This is a genomic window from Kitasatospora mediocidica KCTC 9733 (assembly GCF_000744225.1).
GTDB classification, from domain to species: Bacteria; Actinomycetota; Actinomycetes; order Streptomycetales; family Streptomycetaceae; genus Kitasatospora; species Kitasatospora mediocidica.
Map to the genome: position 1 here is coordinate 2,116,085 of NZ_JQLN01000005.1, position 15,297 is coordinate 2,131,381.

Sequence of the window (15,297 nt, forward strand, 5' to 3'; positions counted from 1 at the left end):
CAGGCGGAGTGACGTCTTCCCAATGGCGAGCTGACATGGAGTGCAAGCCGGCCTCCATTCAGGCGAGTTTGTCCTCTCGCCGCCGACGCGTCACCTTCCCGGTGTGCGGTCGCGTTCGGCCTGCCATGGACGCGAGTGCCCGACGGATCGGCATGAGGGGAGTTGTGCACGCGGCGCGAGACCCGCTCCGGGGCCTTGGGGTGAGCAGCACTTGACGTAGCACCAGGTCGGAGACTTTCATGCATAGTGATCGACCTCCGTCGAACAGTATAGGCGGTCGGGGCCCGATAGTCTCCCGTTGGTTTCTCCCGGTTGGATGCGAGCTGTCAGATGAATGAAGCCACAGATACAGCTAAGGCCGCCGACGCATCCGTGGCAGGGGGCCGCGATGTCTCCGGGGAGGCGTCGCAGGCACCGCCGGCGGCCGGTCCGCTGGCGCTCGGGGCGGTATGCCTCGGCTTCTTCATGGTGCTGATGGACAGCAGTGCACTGAACGTCGCGCTGCCCCGGATCCGGAGCGACTTCGCGGGCGGCCTGGCGCAGTTGGAGTGGACGGTGAACGCCTACACCATCGCCATGGCCGCCTGCTTACTCGGTGGAGGGACTTTAGCGGACCGATTGGGGGCCCGCAGGCTGTTCCGGGTATCGCTCCTGCTGTTCGTGTTCTCCTCGGCGGCCTGTGCGGCGAGTCCGAACGTCGGGACGCTGATCGCCGCCCGCGCGGTGCAGGGGGTTTCGGCCGGCGGACTGCTGCCCGCCTCACTGGCCCTGATGGCCCACATGTACACGGAACCGGCCAGGCGCGCGCGGGCGTTCACCGTCTGGGGCGGGGTCAGCTCGCTCGCGCTGGTGATCGGGCCGGTGCTCGGCGGGGCGCTGACGGCCGCGGTGGGCTGGCGGTCGATCTTCCTGATCAACGTGCCGATCGGGCTGGCCGTCGTGGTCGTCTGCGGCCGGGCCGTGGCGGCCTCCCCGGCGCGCCGGGTGCCGTTCGACCTCGCCGGTCAGCTCGCCGCGATCGCTCTGGTCGGTTGCGGGATCGGCGCGTTGGTCGAGGGCGGGACCCGCGGCTGGTCCGCCCCGGTGACGATCGCCCTGCTGGTCGGCACGGCGGTGGCCGCGGCGGCTCTGGTGGGCGTTGAACGCACGGTCGTTCACCCGATGCTGCCGCCGTCCCTGCTGACCCGGCCCGGGTTCCTGGCCGGGCTGACGGTCGGCGCGCTGTTCCAGTTCGGCGCCTACGGTAGCCAGTACGCCATCTCGGCCTTCCTCCAGAAGAGTTGGGGCCTGGACGCGCTGGGGGCCGGACTGGCCTTCATCCCGTTCGCCACCTTCTGGACGTTCGCCTCGTTCGTGCTGGCCCGCGCCGTGACCCGGACCGGCCCCCGGCTGCTGCTGATCGGCGGGGCCGCGATGGCGGGCGCCGGTGCGCTCGCGCTGCTGCCGGTCGGGACCGGCCGCGACTGGTGGGTGCTGCTCCTCGGCAGCTGCCTGCTCGGCCTCGGCGCCGGCCTGATGGGGCCGAGCCTGCCGACCGTCGTCCTGCGCTCGCTGCCGGTCCATCAGTCCGGTCTGGCCTCAGGGGCGTTGAACGCGCTGCGGCAGGTCGGTGGGGCGGTCGGGCTCGCGCTGTTCGGGCCCCTGCTGGACCGCTCGACCGGCGCCGGGGGACTGCGGGTCTGCCTCGGCCTGGTGGCCCTCGGGTTCCTGGTCATCGTCCTGGTGGTCCGGCGCACCATGCCGGGCCGGCCGGGCGCCCAGTAGTGATGGGGCTGCGCCGGCCCGGCGCAGCCCGTACGGAAGGTTCCGCGCGCCCCCGGGTGCGCGGTCGGCAAGGACCGGAGCCGCGGCGGGTGGCGCTGCGGCGCGGAGCAGAAGGAGGAGCGCGATGCGCGCAGTGGTGGTCGAGCAGCCCGGTGGACCGCAGGCCCTGACCGTGGGCGAACGGCCGGACCCGACGCCCGGGCCCGGTCAGGTGGTGGTGCAACTCGCCGTCGCCGGGGTCAACTTCAAGGACGTCTACGAGCGCGAGGGGCGCACCCGGCTGACCCCGCCGTTCGTCCCGGGCTGCGAGGGCGCGGGCACCGTCCTGGAGCTCGGGCCCGAGGTGTCCGGCCTCGCGGTCGGCGACCGGGTGGCCTGGTGGTCCGCCCCGGGCAGCTACGCGGAGCGGGTGGTCGTCGCGGCCGACGCCGCCGTGCCGCTCCCCGCGGACATCACCGAGGCCGACGCGGCGGCGATGATGCTCCAGGGCCTGACCGCGCACTACCTCACCACCTCGACCTACCGCGCGGTCGAGGGCGAGAGCGCGCTCGTCCACGCGGCGGCCGGCGGCCTCGGGCAGCACCTCACCCGGCTGCTCGCCGGGCGCGGAGTGCAGGTGCTGGCGACCGTCTCCACCGAGGCGAAGGCCGAGGTGGCGCGGGCCGCGGGCGCGCACGAGGTGATCGTCGGGGCGGATCCGGCCGATCTGGCGGGCCTGGTCCGCAAGTCGACCGGCGGCCGGGGCGTCGACGTGGTCTACGACGGGGTGGGCCTGGACACCTTCAAGGCCGGGCTGGACTCGTTGCGCCCGCGCGGCACGTTCGTGCTGGCCGGCGCCGCGTCCGGTCCGGCGCCGGCCCTCGACCCGCAGTCGCTGGCCGCGCTCGGCTCGCTCTACCTGACCCGGCCGACGCTGGTCGACCACGCCACCGACCCGGCCGAACTCCGCTCCCGGGCAGCCGAGTTGTTCGAGTGGATGCGGAGCGGGGCGATCCGGGTCTCGATCGGCGGACGCTACACCTTCGAGCAGGCCCACCAGGCCCACGCGGACCTGCAGTCCCGGCGGACCACCGGCAAGCTCCTGCTCACCCCGGCGTAGTTGTGCCGGCCTTAACCCACCGGCTCCGTCGTGGGCTCGATCAGCTGCTCGATCGGCTCCAGCAGCCGGTGCGGCCGGCCGAGCGCGCGTGACACCGGGTCCTGGCGCATCTCACTGACCGCGCCGGGGCCCGGTCGCATCATCACGTCCTGCGGCGCCACCAGCACGCCGCACGTCGGGCAGCTGCCCACGATGTCCAGCCGGGTGCCGCAGGTGGCATGGCTGAAGACCGTCCGTGCCCCGCCCTCCGACGCGTGCCGCTCACCCCACCGCGCCAGCGCGTAGATCGGCAGCCACAGCTCACGCCCGGCGCTGGTCAGGTTGTAGCCGTAGCGCACCGGCGACTGCTGGTAGGGCTCCTTGTCGAGCACGCCGGCCGCTACCAGCGAGCGCAGCCGGCCGGTCAGCACGGCGCGCGGGATGTTCAGGTGGGCCAGGAAGTCGTTGAATCTCCGCACGCCGTAGAAGGCGTCGCGCACGATCAGCATGCTCCATCGTTCGCCGACCACCTCCAGGGCACGTGCGAGCGAGCAGTCCTGCTGTGCGTAGTCCATTCCCAGCGCCATGGCGCCAGCTTAGTTCAGTTCAGTGAACAGACCTGACATGATACGTTGAGTAGGTTCGTTCAACAGACCTTCGTTCAACATGCCTACGACAGGACTGCCTGCCATGACCACCACCCCGCCCGGCGGCCAGTTGCGCAGCCCCGGCCTCACGCTGCTCACCGCGAGTTGCGGCACGCTACTGGTACTGATCGACTACACGTCCCCGCTGACCACGCTCTCGCCCACCGCCGCGGCCCTGCACATCGGCGTGTCGGCCCAGACCTGGGTGCTCACCGGCACCCTGGTCGGCCTGGCCGCCCTGTTGCTCACCGCGGGCAGCGCCGCCGACGACTACGGCCGCAAGCGCGTCTTCGGCGGCGGCGCCGTCCTCCTGCTGGTCTCGACCGTGCTCTCGGCGGCCGCCCCGAACACCGGGCTCTTCCTCACCGGCCGAGTCCTGCAGGGCTGCGCGGCGGCGGCGATCCTGGCGCCCACCCTCGGACTGATCAGCAACGTCTACCCCGTCGGTCCCACCCGCATCCGGGCGCTGGGCATGTGGGGCGCCTCGGTCGGCCTCGGCATCGCGCTGGGCCCGGTGTACGCGGCGCTCATGGAGCGGGCCGGCGGCTGGCGCTCGGTCTACTGGGTGCTGGCCCTGCTGTCGGCGGGCCTGGTGCTGCTCACCGCGCTCGGCCTGGACGAGTCGAAGAACGAACGGCCCCGCAAGCTCGACCCGCTCGGCGTGCTGGCCCTCGCCAGCGGCTCCTCCTGCCTGATCGCGGGCCTCTCCGAGGGCCGTCACGGCTGGGGCCGCGGGATCGTGATCGGCCTGCTCGCCGTCGGCGTGGTGCTGCTGATCGCCTTCGCGCTCGTCGAGTCCCGGGTCTCGGAGCCGATGCTGGACCTCGCGCTCTTCCGCAACCCCGGCTTCATCGCCTCCAGCAGTGGCGCGCTGTTCACCGGCCTCTCGATCGTCGGTCTGATGAGCTACCTGCCCACCGTGCTGCAGAAGTCGCTCGGTGAGACCCCGCTGGCCGCCTCCGGTGTCCTCGCCATCTGGTCGGGCCTCTCCGTGGTCTCGGCCCTGCAAGCCCGCCGACTGGTCAACCGGATGGCGGCCACCACGCAGGTCTCCGCCTCGCTGCTGATCTGCGGTCTCGGCGAGGCCGCCCTCTACGGGCTGCACGCGGGCGGCTCCTGGGACCACCTGGCCCCCGGCCTGATCGTCGCCGGCATCGGCAGCGGCGTCCTGAACGCGGCGCTCGCCCGTCTCGCGGTCAGCAGCGTGCCCCCGCACCGTGCCGCGATGGGATCCGGCGCCAACAACAGTGCGCGCTACCTCGGTTCGGCCCTGGGTGTGGCCGTCACCGCGACCGTGGTGAGCCAGGCGAAGTCCGACGCCGGCCCGGCCCACGCGATGGCGGACGGCGCCAACAACGCGGTCCTGGTCGCCGCGGCCATCTGCGTCCTCGGCGCGGCCATCGCGCTCTGGGCCCGTACCGCGGAGGCCCGCGCGGCGCGCGTCGCCGCCGCGAGCGAGCCCGTCCTGCAGACCGAGGCCACGCAGACCGCGGCCCCGCTCCGCTCCGCGAGCTGACCCCCGCTCTCCCCGGCCCGCGCACCGCGGGTCGCCACCCCGCTCAGGAGGCCACCGATGTCGAGCGATTCCCTCTCCCCGCACCACGTCGCACCCGCCCAGCAGGCCGGCTCCCCCGTCCGGTTGGAGATCGGCGGGGGCCGGGTGACCGTGTGGTCCGGCGAGACCCTGCTCGCCGACAGCCGGCGCGTGGTCCTCGTCCATGAGGGCCGCCACCCGGTGCGCTATTACCTCCCCCGGGAGGACGTCCGCACCGAGCTGCTCGACGTCGCCGAGACGGAGAGCTACTGCCCCTACAAGGGCACCGCCGTCCACTTCGCGCTGCGGGCCGACGGAGCCCACGCCGACGCCGTCGCCTGGTCGTACCCGACGCCGCTGCCCGGGATGGAACCGCTCGCCGAGCTCGTCGCCTTCTACCAGGAGCGGACCAGGCTGGTGGCGGAGGGTTTCTGACCGCGGGTCCCCGACGGCGCGCACGGCCCTGAGCCGGGCGCGCCGTCGGGGTGGGCCGGGAGGGCGCGGAGCACGCTGTACTACGATTCGTCACCGCTTTGTGCCTGCCGCCGCCCGACAGAAAGACACCTCAGATGCGCTGGTCCCAGATGTACGCCCCGACCCTGCGCGACGACCCGGCGGACGCGGACGCGGTGAGCCACCGGTTGCTCGTCCGGGCCGGATTCGCCCGCCAGTTGATGGCCGGGCACTACTCGCTGCTGCCGCTGGCCGTCCGGGTCCGCGCGAAGGTCATCGAGATCGTCCGCGAGGAGATGGCGCGGATCGGTTCGCAGGAGTGGATCCTGCCGGCGATGCACCCGGCCGAGATCTGGCAGAAGTCCGGCCGCTGGGAGGTCATGGGCGACGAGATGTTCCGCCTCAAGGACCGCAAGGGCGCCGACCTCGCGCTGGGCATGACGCACGAGGAGATCTTCACGACGCTCGCTCAGGAGCTGTCCTCCTACAAGCAGTTGCCGCAGATGTGGTACCAGTTCCAGACCAAGTTCCGGGACGAGCCGCGCCCCAAGAGCGGTCTGCTGCGGGTGCGCGAGTTCACCATGAAGGACTCGTACAGCTTCGACCTCGACCAGGCCGGCCTGGACCGCTCCTTCGACCTGCACCGCGCCGCCTACGTGCGGATCTTCGAGCGCCTGGGCATCCCGGCCATCGCGGTGCAGGCCTCCAGCGGTGCGATGGGCGGCTCGGCCTCCGTCGAGTTCATGTCGCCGACCGAGGCGGGCGAGGACCTGGTCGCGCACTGCCCCGCCTGCGGCTACGCGGCCAACGTCGAGAAGGCCACCTCCGCGCTGCCCGCGATCGAGGACCCGGAGGGCCTCGCGGCGCCGGAGCGCTTCGACACCCCCGACGCCCGCACCATCGAGCAGCTCGCCACCCAGCACGGCATGCCGGCCGAGCGCCAGATCAAGACCCTGGTCTTCATGGTGGACGACCGGCTCACCCTGGTCCTGATCCGCGGCGACCACAGCCTGGTCGAGCAGAAGCTGATCGACGCCACCGGCGCCCGTGCCGTCCGTCCGGCCCAGCCGGAGGAGATCAAGGCGGCGCTGCACGCCTCCCCGGGCAGCCTGGGCGCCGTCGGCGTGACGGGTCTGACCGTGCTGGCCGACGAGGCGCTGCGCGGGCGCCGCGCGATGAGCACCGGCGCCAACGAGGACGGCGTGCACCTGCGCGGCGTCGACGTCGAGCGGGACATCACCGTCACCCGCTGGGCGGACTTCCGCGAGGTCGTCGCGGGCGAGGCCTGCCCGGCCTGCGCCGAGCCGCTCACGGTGGTCCGCACGGTCGAGGTCGGCCACATCTTCAAGCTGGGCTACAAGTACACCGAGTCGCTGGACGTCAGCGTGCTCGGCCCCGACGGCACCCGGGTCAAGCCGATCATGGGCAGCTACGGGATCGGCATCGAGCGCTCGATCGCCGCGGTCGTCGAGTCGCACAACGACGAGAAGGGCATCCTCTGGCCGGTCTCGGTCGCGCCGTTCGAGGTCGTCATCGTGCCGATCGGCAAGAACGACGAGGAGACCGCCAAGGTCGTCGACGGCCTCTACGAGCAGCTGCGCGCCGCCCGGGTGGACGTGATCCTGGACGACCGCGACGAGCGCCCCGGCGTGAAGTTCGCCGACATCGAGCTGATCGGCATCCCGTACCGGATCACGGTGGGCCCGCGCGGCCTCAAGGAGGGCGTGGTCGAACTGGTCACCCGCGCCACCGGCGAGACCGTCCAGGTCCCGGTCGCCGACGCGGCGGCCGCCGTGACGTCGCTGATCACCGGCAGCCGCACGACGGGCTGAGCGTGCTCGGGGCCCGGGACCTGCTCCCGGGCCCCCGGACAGGCCGGTCAGCCGGTGAGGTTGGCCAGGCAGGTGGCGGAGCCGACGTCCGCCGGGTCCAGGGCGTGCCGGACCTCGTGCAGCACCACCAGGTCGGTCGCCATCAGCACGTGGTCGGGGATGTTGGCCGGGCAGAGGTCCTGGACGAGGACGTTGTGGACGTTCGGGCCGCTGAGGAACTGCGACTGGTACGGCGTGACGACCTCGTCGTAGCGGGTGGCGATTACCCAGTAGGTGACGCCGGGCAGGGTGTCCCCGCCCGCGTTGAGCCTGGTGAGGGCGTCCGATCCGACGATCTGGTCGGTGCAGGCCGGGCAGAGCGAGCCGACCACGTCCACCGCGCCCGGGAACGACTGGGCGAGCGTGGTCAGGCCGTCCAGCGTCGTCCCGTGGTTGCTGGGCGCCAGCGCGACCAGGGTGTGCACCTTGGCCGCGCCGCCGTCGAACTTCATGTAGTAGCGCGGCATCATGCCGCCCTGACTGTGGCCGACCATGTCGACCTGGCCGGTGCCGGTCGCCGCCAGCACCCCGTCCACGAAGGTGGAGAGCTGCTGCGCCGAGTCCGCGACCGGCGCGATCGCCCGCAGCACCGGCACGTCGGCCTCCGCGCCGTAGGTGAGCGCGAAGACGCAGTACCCGTCGGCGGCCAGCGCGGGGGCGACGGTCAGCCAGTTGACCGAACCGTTGGCGAAGGTGCCGTGGACCAGCACGACCGGCCGGGGGTGGGCGGAACTCGGCTTGCACGACCAGTCGTTGGCGCCCGGAACGCCCGGCGCGGCCAGCGCCTGGGCGGCGGCCACCGGGTCCGCCTGGCGGGCCGCCGCGTGGTGCGTGACGGCCTGGGCAGAGGCGGCCTGGGCAGGGACGGCGATGCCGGCCAGGGCCGCGCCGAGCAGCGTGCAGCCTGCGGCGAGTGCGGTGAGACGGCGGCGGTAGGGGGCTCTTGCGGGCAGGGCGGATCCGGTCATGGCAGTCCTCCAGGGTGGGGGGAGGTGTGCGAAGGGGTGTCAGTGGCGGTGTGATGGGGGCCACACCGTGGTACTCGCGGGTAAGTTACTGCTGGGTCCACACCTTGGCCAGACACCGCGCGCGAAGTGACACCCCTTCGGGCGAACCGTGCCTGCCTCTATTGACGGCGCATCAGATCTCGCAGCTGGGCGACCCGGGCCCGGACGTCGACGAGCGGGTCGCGGGTGAACGTGGCGGGGATGAGCGGTTCACCCTTGCAGGCCCGGCAGAGTCCGCCGGGCAGCGACTCGGGGCGCCCGGGGACGCGGCATTCGGTGCACTCCATCATGCGGCGGGGCGGGGGTGGCGCGGCGTTGTCCACAGCCTGTGGGGCGGGGGTCGGTTGCGGGGTGGGGGTTGGTGGGACCTTGTCGACGAGGCGTCTGCGGGTGAAGCCGCCCGGACTGTGGATCTCCGGTGGCAGACCCGCACTGAGGGCGGCGTGCAACTGGTGCACGGTGGAGCCGAGTTCCAGCCAGACGGCGGCCAGTGGCTCCAACTCGGCGCACTCCCGGGCGGAGAGGGTGAGTCGGGAGTCGACGAGCGCGAGCGAGGAGAGCGCCCGGTAGGCGTCCGAGGGGGGTGCGCTGGCTGGAACCGGCGCGCGCCTTGGACCGTACCCTTTCGAGCGAAGCACCTCGAATGGACGCGTCACCGTTTCCGGTGGCGCTGTGGGCTGCGGTGCCACCGGGTCGTCGGGTACGTCCCCGACGGGCTCGGCGGGCGACGCGCCCGGGGGTTTCTTGAGAAAGCGTGCCCACCAGGCGTCGTCGCGCGGGGTCCGCGAGAAGTACGTCCGGTGGACCCAGCGGGTGCGTCCGTTGCCGAGGTTCTCCCGGATCCGGCGCAGGTGGCCGGCCTCCGAGAGCGTCCGCAGCGCCGTCCCCACGCCCTGCTGGCCGTACCGGGGTTGCGATTTGGCGAGAGTCTTGGTGTCCATCGCGGCGCCGTCCGGCAGCTCGTCGATGAACCTGGCGAGGAACGCCTCGCGCTCGGGCAGGTGTGCGAAGTCGCGCTTGCGACGGCGCCGTTGGCCCGGCGCGGAGCGTTTTCCGTACCCCGGAGAGGCCATCGGGGGGTGCTTCGGGGCGGGCGCGGCGCTAGAGTTGGCAGTAGCCATTTGGATCGAGTGCTTTCGATCTAGTAGGTCAGACCCCCGTCTTGGTGTTCCAGCACCGGCGGGGGTTGTTTCTTGTGGCGAACCGTACGCAGAAAACCCGGAGCGTGTCCAGTCGGTCACGAATAGTCATATCCGGTGGTGCGCGCGGGTCTTGGGAGGGTGGGTGGGTTAAGTAACCTCCCGTTCGTCTAAAGCAGGGCTCAGGTTTCGCGTCTCGGATCTGGGTCCGGTCCCGGGGGCTCCACGACCGCCCCCGCCGCGACCAGTACCTCGGCGAGTGCCTGGCCGCCGCCCACGATCTGCCGCGCGGAGAAGCCGAAGCGCTCGGTACCGGCGACGGCGACGCCGTGGGTGCGCAGCGGTGGGCCGCCGCTGCGCCGGGGCACCTCCCGCTTGATCCGCACGCTCACCTCGTGCCAGCGGCCGACCTGCTTCACCTGCCCCCACATCCCAGTGAGCACGAATCCCTCGTCGAAGACGTGGACGGCCTTGTTGGTCCGGGTGGCGCCACCGGCGGCGACAGCGGCCAGCGCCAGGAACGCGCAGACCGCCAGCACGTCGGAACGGTCCGGCCCCGACTGGCGGAACCAGAGGACGCCGAGCGCCAGGAAGTCCACGGCGATCAGCAGCCAGCCGGCCCCGTTGAACCGGTACTTCTCCCGGTAGGCGCCCAGGTGGTGGGATCTCGCCGTCCGCGACACGCGCTCCGAGCTCATCGGCCCCCCGATCGCCGGTCCCGGCGGGTCGGCCGGGCTCGCCGAAGCCAGACTGACACGGCGTCGGATCCGCTGGCTATGCCGCGAGCGGAGACGAAGCCCGAGTCTCGGATCTTCATCGTCGACCAGGGGCAGCGCTAGGCCGGGGTGTGGGCGGCGGCGAAGGTGACGAAGTCGGTCCAGGCGGAGGGGGAGAAGGCGAGTTGGGGGCCGCTCTGGTTCTTGGAGTCGCGGACGTGGACGGTGTGGGGGGTGGGGGCGACCTCGATGCAGTCGCCTCCTCGATCGTCGCTGTAACTGGACTTGTGCCAGGAGAGGGCCACTTCGATGCAGGCGCCGCCTTCCGAGTTGCTATAGCTGGACTTTCGCCACCTGAGCCCGGTGCTCATAGTTCCTCCGCCACCTTCCTGATGAACCGCGCCGATGCCTCAACGCCTAGAGCCTGCATGCGGATCATGCCATGGCGCTGCGTGAGGGCACTCACCTTGGCCGGGTCCGAGTACAGAACCCCGGTCTCCTGGCCTTCGACGTAGGCAAACTGCTCGTGCTCGGCGTTCTCCAGCAGAACCAGCGAACCGATGAGCCCGGGGTAAGCCTTGCGACCCACCGGTAGAACCTGAATAGCGACGTTGCGCAACTCGCCTTCCTCCAGCAGATGGTAGAGCTGGCGCTTCATTGCCTCAGTGCCGCCGACCAGGGCGCGGAGTGCCGCCTCGTAGATGACGAAGCCGAACATCACAGTCGGCTTCCGTCTCAACATCTCGCGACGCTCCATGCGACCGGCCACACGTTCCGCGACGGTCTCATCGTCCAGCGGGGGGCAGCTGTTGCTGATCAGCGTTCGCGCGTATTCCTCGGTTTGTAGCAGTCCTGGGATGAGCAGAGCGCCGTAGGAGTGCAGGGCGATCGCCTCGCTCTCGGAAGCGACGAAGTCCTGGGCGTAGGACTGAAACCGCTCCGGCTTCAGGTAGTCCTGAGCCGCGAGCAGCATCCCCCGCGCCCCGCACAACTCGTCTGCCGCCCGGAGCAGTTGCAAGCTCGGGCGCCGCCGCCCCTGCTCCATCGACTTGACGCTCTCGTACTCGTACTTGGCCTCCTTGGCCAGCTCCTCGCGGGTGACACCCGCGAGGCCGCGCCACAACTTGACCTGGTTGCCGCAGTACCGCCACGCCATCGGCGGCTGGGATGCCTCGTCGGTCATCGCTCTCACCCCGCGTCCTGTCCGGGTACACGGATCGCCGCAGAATTCGGTACCCGTGTCGATCCTTCCGAGGCTACGTCCCGACCAGCACCGTAGGAGTCACGATCGGCGGAATCCCCCCTCCAGGGCGACAGCCTGACGCCCAAACATCCGCCATGCACTTCAAGGACGCGCTGCCCATGGCCACCCACCCCACCTCCCCCTGCTCCACCCCGCCCGCCGACGTCGAATGGCGCCTCACCCGCCACCCGCGCAACGTCGGCCGTGCCCGCCGACTCCTCCGCGATCAGGCCGGCCGGTGGCTGCTTGCCGACGACGTCACCGAGACCGCCGTCCTGCTGGTCAGCGAACTGGTGACCAACGCCTGCCGCCATACCCGGGTCCCGGCCGACCGCTACACCGCAGTCCGCTGTCTCCTGCGCGGCGGGAGCATCCGGGTCGAGGTCTCCGACGCGGACCCCGAGCTCCCGAGGCAGCGCCTCGCGTCCACCGACGACGAGTGCGGCCGGGGCCTCGCCCTCGTCGAGGCCCTGGCGAAGGACTGGGGCGCCCACCCCCGTCCGTCTGGGATCGGCAAGACCGTCTGGTTCGAACTGGCCTGCCCCTGAGGCCAGATAACCACCGGGCAAGCCCTGCCCGGCGACCACGTCGGCGGCCGCAACGTCGTCGACTCCTGGCACCTGCTGGCCCCCTGACCCCCTGGCCCCCTGACCCGCACGGGGACACCGGGCCCCCCGGGGCGGCGGGGTGGGGCCACCTGCTGTGATGTGGCTCACGGGAACCGGTCGGGGAGAGCGGACAGGCAGGGGTGTGGAGCAATCTCAACGGGCGCGACTACGCGCCGGAGACCAGACAGCGCTCGGGGAGCTCTTCGACGCGCACGCACAGGACGTGCACCGCTACGCGCTGCGCACGCTGGGGAACTGGGCGGCGGCGGAGGACGCGGTCTCGCTGACCTTCCTGGAGGCGTGGCGGTTGCGCGCCACCCTCCATGAGGAGGGCGAGGGGCTGCGGCCCTGGCTGTTCGGGATCGCGACCAACGTCCTGCGCAACACCGCGCGGGCATCGCGGCGCCACCGCGCGGCGATGGCGCGACTGCTCGAGCGCGAGGCGGTGGCGGACTTCGCCGAGGAGGTGGTGAACCGCCTGGACGACGGCGCCCACCTGGCTGCGGCGCAGCGCGCGCTGGCGGGGCTGCGGCGCGCGGAGCGGGAGGTGTTCGGGCTGTGCGTGTGGGGCGGCCTCGACTACGCGTCCGCCGCCGAGGCCCTGGGCGTCCCCGTCGGCACCGTGCGCTCGCGGCTCTCGCGGGCCCGTGCGCGGCTGCGTTCGCTGACCGACAAGGAGCTGGCGGCCGGCCGGCCGGGCGCGGCTGGTGAGGCGAAGCGGGGCCGCCTGGCGGCGGCCCGTCCAGTGCAGGGGGAGATCCGATGAACGACGCGTCCCCGATGCTCACCGCCGAGCGCCACCGGCTACTGAAGGACCATCTGATGAGTGAGATCGCCCGGCAGGAGCGGGCGCCGCGTCCGCGGCGCAGGGCCGGGTGGCTGCTGGCCGCCCCGCTGGCGGTGGCGGCGGTGGCAGCCGTGACCCTGGTCGTGCCCGCACCGCACGCGTCCCGACCCGGCACCGGCACCCCGCCGGCGCTGCCGCCGCCGTCGGCATCGGCGTCGGTGGCATCGCCCCTACCCACGCCGTCGCCGGAGCCGACCGATGCCGCCGGGCTGCTGGGCCGGGCCGTGGACGCCCTGCGCACCCGCCCCGCCCCGCAGGCCGCGCCCGGGCAGTTCACCTACCGCCGGGAGATCCAGGAGGGGGCGTCCGAGACGCGGCACGAGCGCACCAGCTGGCTCTCCGTGGACGGGCGACTGGAGGGCCTGATCGTGGACCCGACGATGACCGGGGCCGGGAATCCCGACGGGCGCAACCCGTGGCCGCCCACGCTGGGGGCCGGGCAGGGCGCGCCGACGGTGGCGAGCTTCGACACGCCGACGTACGCGTTCGTCGCCGCGCTGCCCACTGATCCGCAGGCGCTGGAGCACCGGCTGCTCTACGACGACACCCAGTACGCGGTGCCGGCCATGACGGACGCGCTGCGCCCCCAGGCGGCGTTCTCGCACGTCCAGATGATCTTCCAGAACATCATGGCGCCGCCACCTGTGGCGGCGGCGCTGATGCAGGCGGCCGCGCGGATCCCGGGCACCGTCCTGCTGGCCGACGACGTGGACGCCGACGGGCGCCACGGCGTCGCGCTGGCCCACGACGGCGGCGGGCTGCGGGTGTCGCTGATCTTCGACCCGAGGAGTGGCGCGTTCCTCGGCGTGCACGAGGTGCTGACCAAGAACCTTGCCGCCGGCGGCAACGGCGCCGGCGACGACTACAGTTCGGCGATCCTGCAAGAGGGCATCGCCGACCACGCCGGGGACCAGCCACGCGGCTGAGCCCCACACACAAGGGGGGCGGGTGCGGCCGGGGGGCCGCACCCGCCCCCCTTCTCGCGTGCTCCGGCCCCACCGACGACGTCGCCGTGTGATTGAACGGCAACTACGCGGAGGCCACCGGCCGCGAGCTGTTCGCCGCGACCTCGCAGCTGGTGCACCTGGCAGCGCACGCGTCGGCGGGCGCCGCCTACCAGGCGTCGCCGTCGCGCCAGCCGCAGGTGAGCTCGCCGGTGAGGTCCAGCGGCGCGGTGACCGGGAGGACGTAGATGCAGCCGTCCTCGTCCGGCGTGCGCACGGTCCCCGTGGGGCTGAGCGCCGAGGTCGGGCCCTGCCAGAGCTGCCAGCCGCGCGCCGCGTAGAAGTCGCCGGCCTCGTCGGCGGCGCCGAGCGCGCCGAGGTCGTACGCGCGCCGGATCACCTGCTCCAGCGGCCGCATCATGGCCGCGCCGTGCCCGCGCCCGCGCCGGTCCGCCCGTACGCCGACGCCCTCCACGTACCCCGCGCGCAGCGACCGCCCGCCGTGCACCAGCCGCCGCTGGATCACCGAGGCGTGCCCGATCAGCTCGCTCCCCTCCCACACCAGGGCGTGCACGCCGCCCAGCGCGTTGTCCCAGTCCTGGTCGGTCATGTCGTCGAAGACGTCGTAGAGCAGGGCTCGCCCGGCGCTGAGTACGGCGGCGTCCAGGTCAGCGGTGTGGGCGATCTGCAACTCGGTCTCGGTCATACGTCCATTCTCGGCGCACCCAGGCCTTCAGGGGCTCGGTGCGGCAGGGTCATGGAGACCGGACAGCTCCTCGAACTCCTCAGTAGTCGGCGCCCGTCGGCACATGTGCGTGGTCGTTGTAGCGGTTCAGGTGCCAGCGGGTGCCGTCGTGGGTGAACTCGGTGACGGAGGTCCAGTCGGGGGAGAGGCGGGTGTCGTTTCCGGTACGGGGGATGCCCAGCAGGGAGACCACGGCGGCGGCGATGAAGACGCCGTGGCTGACGCACAGGACCCGCTGACCGCGGAAGTCCCGCTCCAGCCGGTGCAGGGTGTCCAGGGCGCGGGTGCGCAGGGCGGACCAGCTCTCGCCGCCCGGGGCGACCGGGCGGTCGGGCTCAAGGGTCATGTCGAAGCGGCCGTAGCGCTCGTCGAAGGCGTCGCTGGTCAGGCCGTCGGCCGCGCCGGGCTTGAGCTCGATCAGGCCCTCGTCCTCCCGGTGCACCGGCAGGCCGATCCGCTCGCTGATCAACTCGGCCGTCTCCCGGGCGCGCGGCAGCGGGCTGCAGAGCAGGGTGTCCACGCCGGTCTTCTCGGCCGCTATCCGGGCTCCGAGCCGCCGCGCGTCCGCCCGACCCCGCTCGGTGAGGCCGGTGCAGCCGAGCGGGCCGCCGATGATCCGCTCCACGTTGACACGGGCCTGTCCGTGCCGGACCAGCAGCAGGCGGGTGCCGGAATCCACGGGGTCTCCTGGAGGTCGGTTC

16 protein-coding genes are annotated in these 15,297 nt (G+C 72.4%); 8 read left to right on the top strand and 8 right to left on the bottom strand.

Annotation, left to right across the window (positions count from 1 at the left end; translation table 11 throughout):
* Positions 1–372: 372 nt before the first annotated feature.
* Both BS80_RS23420 and BS80_RS23425 read left to right on the top strand, forming a co-directional pair.
* Positions 373–1,764, top strand: coding sequence for an MFS transporter (locus tag BS80_RS23420; RefSeq protein ID WP_051966955.1), 1,392 nt, complete (start codon positions 373–375; stop codon positions 1,762–1,764).
* Between the two features lie 124 nt (positions 1,765–1,888).
* On the top strand, positions 1,889–2,863 hold the full coding sequence (locus BS80_RS23425; RefSeq protein WP_035800317.1) for a quinone oxidoreductase family protein: 975 nt from the start codon (positions 1,889–1,891) through the stop codon (positions 2,861–2,863).
* An 11-nt stretch (positions 2,864–2,874) separates the two neighbouring features.
* Here BS80_RS23425 and BS80_RS23430 read toward each other — a convergent pair whose 3' ends face one another.
* A complete protein-coding gene (locus BS80_RS23430; protein WP_035800319.1) occupies positions 2,875–3,429 on the bottom strand; it encodes a winged helix-turn-helix transcriptional regulator in 555 nt (184 codons plus the stop codon).
* A 103-nt stretch (positions 3,430–3,532) separates the two neighbouring features.
* Here BS80_RS23430 and BS80_RS23435 point away from each other — a divergent pair, with 103 nt between their 5' ends.
* The 3 genes from BS80_RS23435 (at position 3,533) to BS80_RS23445 (ending at position 7,308) form a co-directional block, all read left to right on the top strand.
* A complete protein-coding gene (locus BS80_RS23435) occupies positions 3,533–5,005 on the top strand; it encodes an MFS transporter (protein WP_051966956.1) in 1,473 nt (490 codons plus the stop codon).
* A 57-nt stretch (positions 5,006–5,062) separates the two neighbouring features.
* Positions 5,063–5,458, top strand: a complete 396-nt coding sequence (locus tag BS80_RS23440; RefSeq protein WP_051966957.1) for a DUF427 domain-containing protein — start codon at positions 5,063–5,065, stop codon at positions 5,456–5,458.
* Positions 5,459–5,592: 134 nt separating this feature from the next.
* Positions 5,593–7,308: a proline--tRNA ligase gene (locus tag BS80_RS23445; protein ID WP_035800321.1), complete on the top strand. Its 1,716-nt coding sequence runs from the start codon at positions 5,593–5,595 to the stop codon at positions 7,306–7,308.
* Between the two features lie 47 nt (positions 7,309–7,355).
* On the opposite strand, the gene BS80_RS23450 is transcribed toward BS80_RS23445, so the two are convergent.
* The 5 genes from BS80_RS23450 to BS80_RS23470 form a co-directional block, all read right to left on the bottom strand.
* Positions 7,356–8,315, bottom strand: coding sequence for an esterase/lipase family protein (locus tag BS80_RS23450; protein WP_083975096.1), 960 nt, complete (start codon positions 8,313–8,315; stop codon positions 7,356–7,358).
* A 158-nt stretch (positions 8,316–8,473) separates the two neighbouring features.
* Entirely contained in the window at positions 8,474–9,427 is a 954-nt protein-coding gene (locus tag BS80_RS23455; RefSeq protein ID WP_051966958.1) for a hypothetical protein, read from the bottom strand.
* Between the two features lie 248 nt (positions 9,428–9,675).
* Positions 9,676–10,191 (bottom strand): hypothetical protein, encoded by a 516-nt coding sequence (locus BS80_RS23460; protein WP_157536529.1) that lies wholly within the window; start codon positions 10,189–10,191, stop codon positions 9,676–9,678.
* Positions 10,192–10,328: 137 nt separating this feature from the next.
* Complete coding sequence (locus tag BS80_RS23465) at positions 10,329–10,580, bottom strand: DUF397 domain-containing protein (RefSeq protein WP_035800326.1); 252 nt, start codon at positions 10,578–10,580, stop codon at positions 10,329–10,331.
* The gene (locus tag BS80_RS23470) at positions 10,577–11,392 is read right to left on the bottom strand and encodes a helix-turn-helix domain-containing protein (protein ID WP_051966959.1); all 816 of its coding nucleotides are present in this window, start codon (positions 11,390–11,392) and stop codon (positions 10,577–10,579) included. Before BS80_RS23470 ends, BS80_RS23465 begins: the two co-directional genes overlap by 4 nt.
* A 155-nt stretch (positions 11,393–11,547) precedes the next feature.
* On the opposite strand from BS80_RS23470, the gene BS80_RS23475 reads away from it, so the two are divergent.
* The 3 genes from BS80_RS23475 to BS80_RS23485 all read left to right on the top strand — a co-directional run bounded on the left by BS80_RS23475 (position 11,548) and on the right by BS80_RS23485 (position 13,833).
* The gene (locus BS80_RS23475; protein WP_232246586.1) at positions 11,548–12,000 is read left to right on the top strand and encodes an ATP-binding protein; all 453 of its coding nucleotides are present in this window, start codon (positions 11,548–11,550) and stop codon (positions 11,998–12,000) included.
* A gap of 202 nt (positions 12,001–12,202) precedes the next feature.
* Positions 12,203–12,826, top strand: coding sequence for an RNA polymerase sigma factor (locus tag BS80_RS23480; protein ID WP_035800329.1), 624 nt, complete (start codon positions 12,203–12,205; stop codon positions 12,824–12,826).
* On the top strand, positions 12,823–13,833 hold the full coding sequence (locus BS80_RS23485; protein WP_035800332.1) for a CU044_5270 family protein: 1,011 nt from the start codon (positions 12,823–12,825) through the stop codon (positions 13,831–13,833). Before BS80_RS23480 ends, BS80_RS23485 begins: the two co-directional genes overlap by 4 nt.
* Positions 13,834–14,020: 187 nt before the next feature.
* Here BS80_RS23485 and BS80_RS23490 read toward each other — a convergent pair whose 3' ends face one another.
* Positions 14,021–14,557 (bottom strand): GNAT family N-acetyltransferase, encoded by a 537-nt coding sequence (locus BS80_RS23490; RefSeq protein WP_035800336.1) that lies wholly within the window; start codon positions 14,555–14,557, stop codon positions 14,021–14,023.
* A gap of 79 nt (positions 14,558–14,636) precedes the next feature.
* Positions 14,637–15,275 carry a histidine phosphatase family protein gene (locus BS80_RS23495; RefSeq protein ID WP_051966960.1) on the bottom strand — a complete coding sequence of 213 codons (639 nt, stop codon included), beginning with the start codon at positions 15,273–15,275 and terminating at the stop codon, positions 14,637–14,639.
* Positions 15,276–15,297: the final 22 nt, after the last annotated feature.

Coding starts and splice junctions, on each gene's coding strand:
- BS80_RS23430 (WP_035800319.1), bottom strand. CDS start 3,429: ATGGCGCTGGGAATGGACTACGCACAGCAGGACTGCTCGCTCGCACGT.
- BS80_RS23450 (WP_083975096.1), bottom strand. CDS start 8,315: ATGACCGGATCCGCCCTGCCCGCAAGAGCCCCCTACCGCCGCCGTCTC.
- BS80_RS23445 (WP_035800321.1), top strand. CDS start 5,593: ATGCGCTGGTCCCAGATGTACGCCCCGACCCTGCGCGACGACCCGGCG.
- BS80_RS23475 (WP_232246586.1), top strand. CDS start 11,548: ATGCACTTCAAGGACGCGCTGCCCATGGCCACCCACCCCACCTCCCCC.
- BS80_RS23455 (WP_051966958.1), bottom strand. CDS start 9,427: ATGGCCTCTCCGGGGTACGGAAAACGCTCCGCGCCGGGCCAACGGCGC.
- BS80_RS23490 (WP_035800336.1), bottom strand. CDS start 14,557: ATGACCGAGACCGAGTTGCAGATCGCCCACACCGCTGACCTGGACGCC.
- BS80_RS23465 (WP_035800326.1), bottom strand. CDS start 10,580: ATGAGCACCGGGCTCAGGTGGCGAAAGTCCAGCTATAGCAACTCGGAA.
- BS80_RS23440 (WP_051966957.1), top strand. CDS start 5,063: ATGTCGAGCGATTCCCTCTCCCCGCACCACGTCGCACCCGCCCAGCAG.
- BS80_RS23435 (WP_051966956.1), top strand. CDS start 3,533: ATGACCACCACCCCGCCCGGCGGCCAGTTGCGCAGCCCCGGCCTCACG.
- BS80_RS23485 (WP_035800332.1), top strand. CDS start 12,823: ATGAACGACGCGTCCCCGATGCTCACCGCCGAGCGCCACCGGCTACTG.
- BS80_RS23470 (WP_051966959.1), bottom strand. CDS start 11,392: ATGACCGACGAGGCATCCCAGCCGCCGATGGCGTGGCGGTACTGCGGC.
- BS80_RS23460 (WP_157536529.1), bottom strand. CDS start 10,191: ATGAGCTCGGAGCGCGTGTCGCGGACGGCGAGATCCCACCACCTGGGC.
- BS80_RS23425 (WP_035800317.1), top strand. CDS start 1,889: ATGCGCGCAGTGGTGGTCGAGCAGCCCGGTGGACCGCAGGCCCTGACC.